Source organism: Variovorax sp. P4_B10, assembly GCF_056402375.1.
Window position 1 is genome coordinate 1 of record NZ_JBFUHN010000156.1, and the last position, 4,501, is coordinate 4,501.

5 protein-coding genes are annotated in these 4,501 nt (G+C 54.7%); all 5 read left to right on the forward strand.

Annotated features, from left to right (window positions below; genetic code table 11):
• Positions 1-368: hypothetical protein (locus AC1DXX_RS33000; RefSeq protein WP_478138413.1), on the forward strand; the 368-nt coding region annotated here is incomplete at its 5' end.
• Positions 369-390: 22 nt separating this feature from the next.
• Complete coding sequence (locus AC1DXX_RS33005) at positions 391-1,587, forward strand: glycosyltransferase family 4 protein (protein WP_478138414.1); 1,197 nt, start codon at positions 391-393, stop codon at positions 1,585-1,587.
• Between the two features lie 110 nt (positions 1,588-1,697).
• Entirely contained in the window at positions 1,698-2,684 is a 987-nt protein-coding gene (locus tag AC1DXX_RS33010) for a glycosyltransferase family 4 protein (RefSeq protein ID WP_478138415.1), read from the forward strand.
• 33 nt (positions 2,685-2,717) lie between these two features.
• Positions 2,718-3,761 (forward strand): polysaccharide biosynthesis protein, encoded by a 1,044-nt coding sequence (locus tag AC1DXX_RS33015; protein WP_478138416.1) that lies wholly within the window; start codon positions 2,718-2,720, stop codon positions 3,759-3,761.
• Between the two features lie 4 nt (positions 3,762-3,765).
• Positions 3,766-4,501 (forward strand): NAD-dependent epimerase/dehydratase family protein (locus tag AC1DXX_RS33020; protein ID WP_478138417.1); only part of this gene is annotated, 736 nt, incomplete at its 3' end.

Genomic DNA, 4,501 nt, shown 5'->3' on the forward strand with positions numbered 1-4,501 from the left:
TTTTAGGTTCGTACGATGTGTTAGTACATGCCGAATCCTTCTTGCCTGAGGACTCGCGCTTTACGAAGCTCTCTGTTTCTACAAAGATCCCTCAGTATATGGCTGCGGTGCGTCCCATCTTAGCGATCGGCCCAAGCAGTCTGAGTTCGATTCAGTACGTCGAAAAATCACAGGCCGGCCTAATTGTGACAGAAGAAGGGGTTAATTCGACGCTGACTAATGCGGTGCGTCAATTGGCTCAATCGGAGAGTCGAAGGCATATGCTTGGCCAGACTGGTTATCGCGTGGCGGTTGAACACCACAACGCCGCTCCCGTGCGACAACGGTTCGCATCGGTGCTGTCTCAGGCGGCGCAATTATCCGGCTAATCCAATTTAGGATTTTCAACTCATGCGAACAAGCAGCTGGATTGCATATGTGGGCCCGTTCCCCTTTCCCTGGGGGCAGGCCGGGTCTCGCCGAATGGTTGGAATCGCTCGCTCGCTCGCGCAAACGGGGTATTCAGTTGTAGTTGCAGGCGGTAGTGATCTACCTGTCGCTGAGCAGAATTTAAACGAAGGCGAGCCGATGGGCTCCATTCGATATGTCGGAGTTGGAGAGTCTCCGGCTGCGGGAATGTCTTCCTTGCAAAAATTGTGGAGAATATTTGTTGAATGGGGGGGGAAGACTGTTCAATGGTTAGACCGTCAATCATCCAAACCATCTCATGTCGTTGTATATGGAGGGAGTGCGCAATATATGTTGAGGCTACTCCCGTGGTGCAAACGGCATGGAATACCTCTGATTGTGGATGTTGTCGAGTGGTACGACCCGCGGCAGATGAAAGGAGGGCGATTTGGTCCGTTTTACCTCAATGCCCAATTTGCTTTGCGTTACCTTTATCCTCGATGCGATGGGGTAATTGCAATTAGCTCCTTGCTCGAAAATCATTACCGAACGCTGGGATGCAATGTTGTACGGGTTCCCCCATCGCTTGATGTGCAAGCTGACGGAAATCTTTTCCGCCTAAAGGATCCTGCAGCACCTTTGGTGCTTCTCTATGCCGGGACCCCGGGCAGGAAAGACTTGCTGCTACATGTCATAGAGGCGGTGGAAGCTCTCGACGCCACCGGTACAAGGCTTCTCCTAAAAGTATTGGGGCCTACTCTTGAGCAGCTGAAAGCGAGTTATAGCCGCTCTGAATTTGCTCCGAGTATTGAGGTTTTGGGGCATGTGAATCAAGCAGAAATTGCACAGCACATCCGCTTGGCCGATTTAACCGTGTTGTTGAGAGAGCCTGCGCGTTTTGCAAATGCCGGTTTTCCAACGAAATTGGTTGAAAGCCTGGCGAACGGGACTCCCGTTATTGTCAACTTGACCAGCGATATCGGAATGTACGTCCGTGACGGAGCAGAGGGACTGATTTGCCATGACTGTTCAGTTCGTGCTCTCACGTTAGCCATTGAACGCGCGTTGGAATTTTCCAGCCTTCAACTTCAAGCAATGCGGCATTCGGCGATTGAGCAAGCACAACGATCCTTTGATTTTCGTGTTCATTCGGAAGAGTTGCGTTCATTTTTTAAAAGCACCGAGCGAGTTTCCAATTGACCCGCATCCCTATTCACCTTTGCCTTGTCTCCCCGGTACCTCCCCCGTATGGCGGCATTGCGCATTGGACTGCTTTGATCTCCGCTTACGCGAAGAGTAGGCAAGATATCGTGATTTCGCAGGTCAATACTGCTCCAAATTGGCGCTCTATTCACCAAACTGGAATTATCGTTAGGTCCATTGGCGGATCGTTGCAGTTGCTCCTGGACATCGTAAAGTTATGTCTTTCCCTGTGCAGCAATCGTTTCGATGCTATTCACCTAACCACGTCCGGTCATTTAGGTGTAGTGCGTGATCTCGCGGTGGCTATTCTCGGGAAGATTTTTAGAGTGCCACTGGTTCTTCATATTCGATTTGGACGCATTCCAGCAATCGCTTCGGCGAACTCGATGGAGTGGCGCTTACTTCGAATTGTTATGTGCATGTCATCCCGAGTTGTCTTAATTGATAAAGCAACCTATGAGGCGGTGAAGAGTTATTCACCTGCGAGCAAGGTCGAGTTGATTCCCAACTGTGTAAACACGAACTCGCTGCCATCCGGTCAACCACGAGACCCCCACGCGACTCGGTCGGTTGTATTCCTAGGTTGGGTGATTCCAGCAAAAGGTGTTGATGAGCTCTTGTCTGCGTGGGGTCGCCTTCAGCCGCAGGGCTGGAGAATGGATTTCATTGGTTCATATAAACCCGATTACCGCGATCAACTGATTCAGAGTCATGGCGCAGAAAACGTGAATTTCCTGGGCGAGTTGCCTCACGATATTGCCATGCAGCACGTGGCGTCGTGTGATTTGTTCGTTCTCCCCAGTCACACCGAGGGTTTTCCTAATGTCATTGTCGAAGCCATGGCTCTTGGTCGCGCGATCGTGGCAACGAAGGTTGGCGCAATCCCGGAAATGCTTGCGGATGGCGCCGGTGTGCTCGTAAACCCGCGGGACGCGCACGGATTGGAGCGCGAAATGCGGGCGCTAATTTTCGATGCACAAGCACGGGTATCCCTTGGAGAAACGGCAAAGAAGAAAGCAGCTCGCTGCTATTCAATTGAAGCTGTTTTTCTGGACTACATGCGTGTTTGGAATGGTGTGTCGAATCAAAGATAGTTTTGGTAACTCGAATTTAACCAAGAAAATCTCATGTTTTCGAAAAAGACATTGCTAATTAGCGGCGGCACCGGTTCTTTCGGCAATGCTGTACTCAAGCGCTTCATCACGACTGATATTGGCGAAATCCGTATCTTCAGCCGCGACGAGAAAAAGCAAGATGACATGCGGAAACGCTATAACCATCCCAAGGTCAAGTTCTATATCGGCGATGTACGTGATACGCGAAGCGTGGGCGCGGCCATGCGCGATGTCGACTACGTTTTTCATGCGGCAGCACTCAAGCAGGTGCCGTCTTGCGAGTTCCACCCGATGCAAGCGGTCCGCACCAATGTGCTTGGCACCGAAAACGTCTTGGAGGCGGCAATCGCGGCAGGTGTCAAACGCGTCGTGTGCCTGAGCACCGACAAGGCGGTCTATCCCATCAACGCCATGGGCATCAGCAAAGCCATGATGGAGAAGGTGATGGTCGCCGCCAGCCGAAATCTGGAAAGCACAAACACCGTGATTTGCGGTACCCGCTACGGCAACGTCATGGCCTCGCGCGGCTCGGTCATCCCGTTGTTCGTGGAGCAGGTGCTGGCAGGCAAGCCCATCACCGTGACGGACCCGTCCATGACCCGCTTCATGATGACCTTGGAGGACGCGGTCGAACTCGTGCTGCATGCCTTCGAGCACGGCAACAACGGCGACATCTTTGTGCAGAAGGCCCCGGCAGCCACGGTGCAGGTGCTGACGCGGGCGATCCTGGAGGTGATGCGCAAGCCTGATCACGAAGTGCGTGAGATTGGTACGCGCCACGGCGAGAAGCTCTATGAAGCGCTGCTCAGCCGAGAAGAAATGGCCTGCGCCGAGGACCAAGGCGATTACTACCGTGTGCCGCCCGACGGGCGCGACCTGAACTACGCCAAGTATGTGGAAGTCGGCGAGCAGCGCATTACCCGCAGCACGCATGGTGAAGACTACAACTCGCACAACACCACCCGGCTCGATGTGGCAGGCATGAAGGCGCTGCTGCTCAAGCTCGACTTCATGCATCGCATTGCGCGCGGCGAACGCGCCATGGCGCAGGAATAAGACCATGAAGGTATTGATTACCGGCGCCCGAGGCTTCGTGGGCAAGAACTTGCAGTTGCACTTGGCCGAACGCAAGGATGTGCAAGCGGTCTGCTTCACCCGCGACGACGGTGTGGAGCAGTTGCCCACGCTGTTGCAGGGGGTGGACTTCGTGTTCCACCTCGCGGGGGTCAACCGCCCTCAAGACCCGCAAGAATTCGCCATCGGCAACGCAGAACTCACACAGAGCCTGTGCCGCGCCGTCTRCGCAGTGGCCGAATCCACCGGCAAGAAGGTGTCCGTCGTCTACACCTCATCCATCCAGGCAGGTTTCGACAACCCTTACGGCCGCAGCAAGCTCGGGGCGGAAGAGACGTTGCAGGCCGCCGCCCGCAGCCACGGCATTCCGGTGCACCTCTTCCGGCTGCCCAATGTGTTCGGCAAATGGTGCCGGCCCAACTACAACTCGGCCGTAGCCACCTTCTGCCACAACATTTCGCGCGGCCTCCCCATCCAGGTCAACGATCCGGCGGCGCCTGTCACGCTGGTGTACGTGGACGATGTCATCGAACGCTTTGTCCAATTGATGGATGGCGCGGATGCTGCTGTGAGCGCGGAGGGTTTTGCGACCGTGGCGCCGCAATACACCACCACGGTGGGCGAGCTGGCCCGGCAGATCCAGTCGTTCAGGGACAGCCGCAGCACGCTCGTGACCGATCGCGTGGGAACGGGGTTGGTGCGGGCGCTTTATTCAACCTATG

Bases quoted from the DNA above. Each gene is read 5' to 3' on its own strand.
- AC1DXX_RS33005 (WP_478138414.1), top strand. From the start codon at position 391: ATGCGAACAAGCAGCTGGATTGCATATGTGGGCCCGTTCCCCTTTCCC.
- AC1DXX_RS33015 (WP_478138416.1), top strand. From the start codon at position 2,718: ATGTTTTCGAAAAAGACATTGCTAATTAGCGGCGGCACCGGTTCTTTC.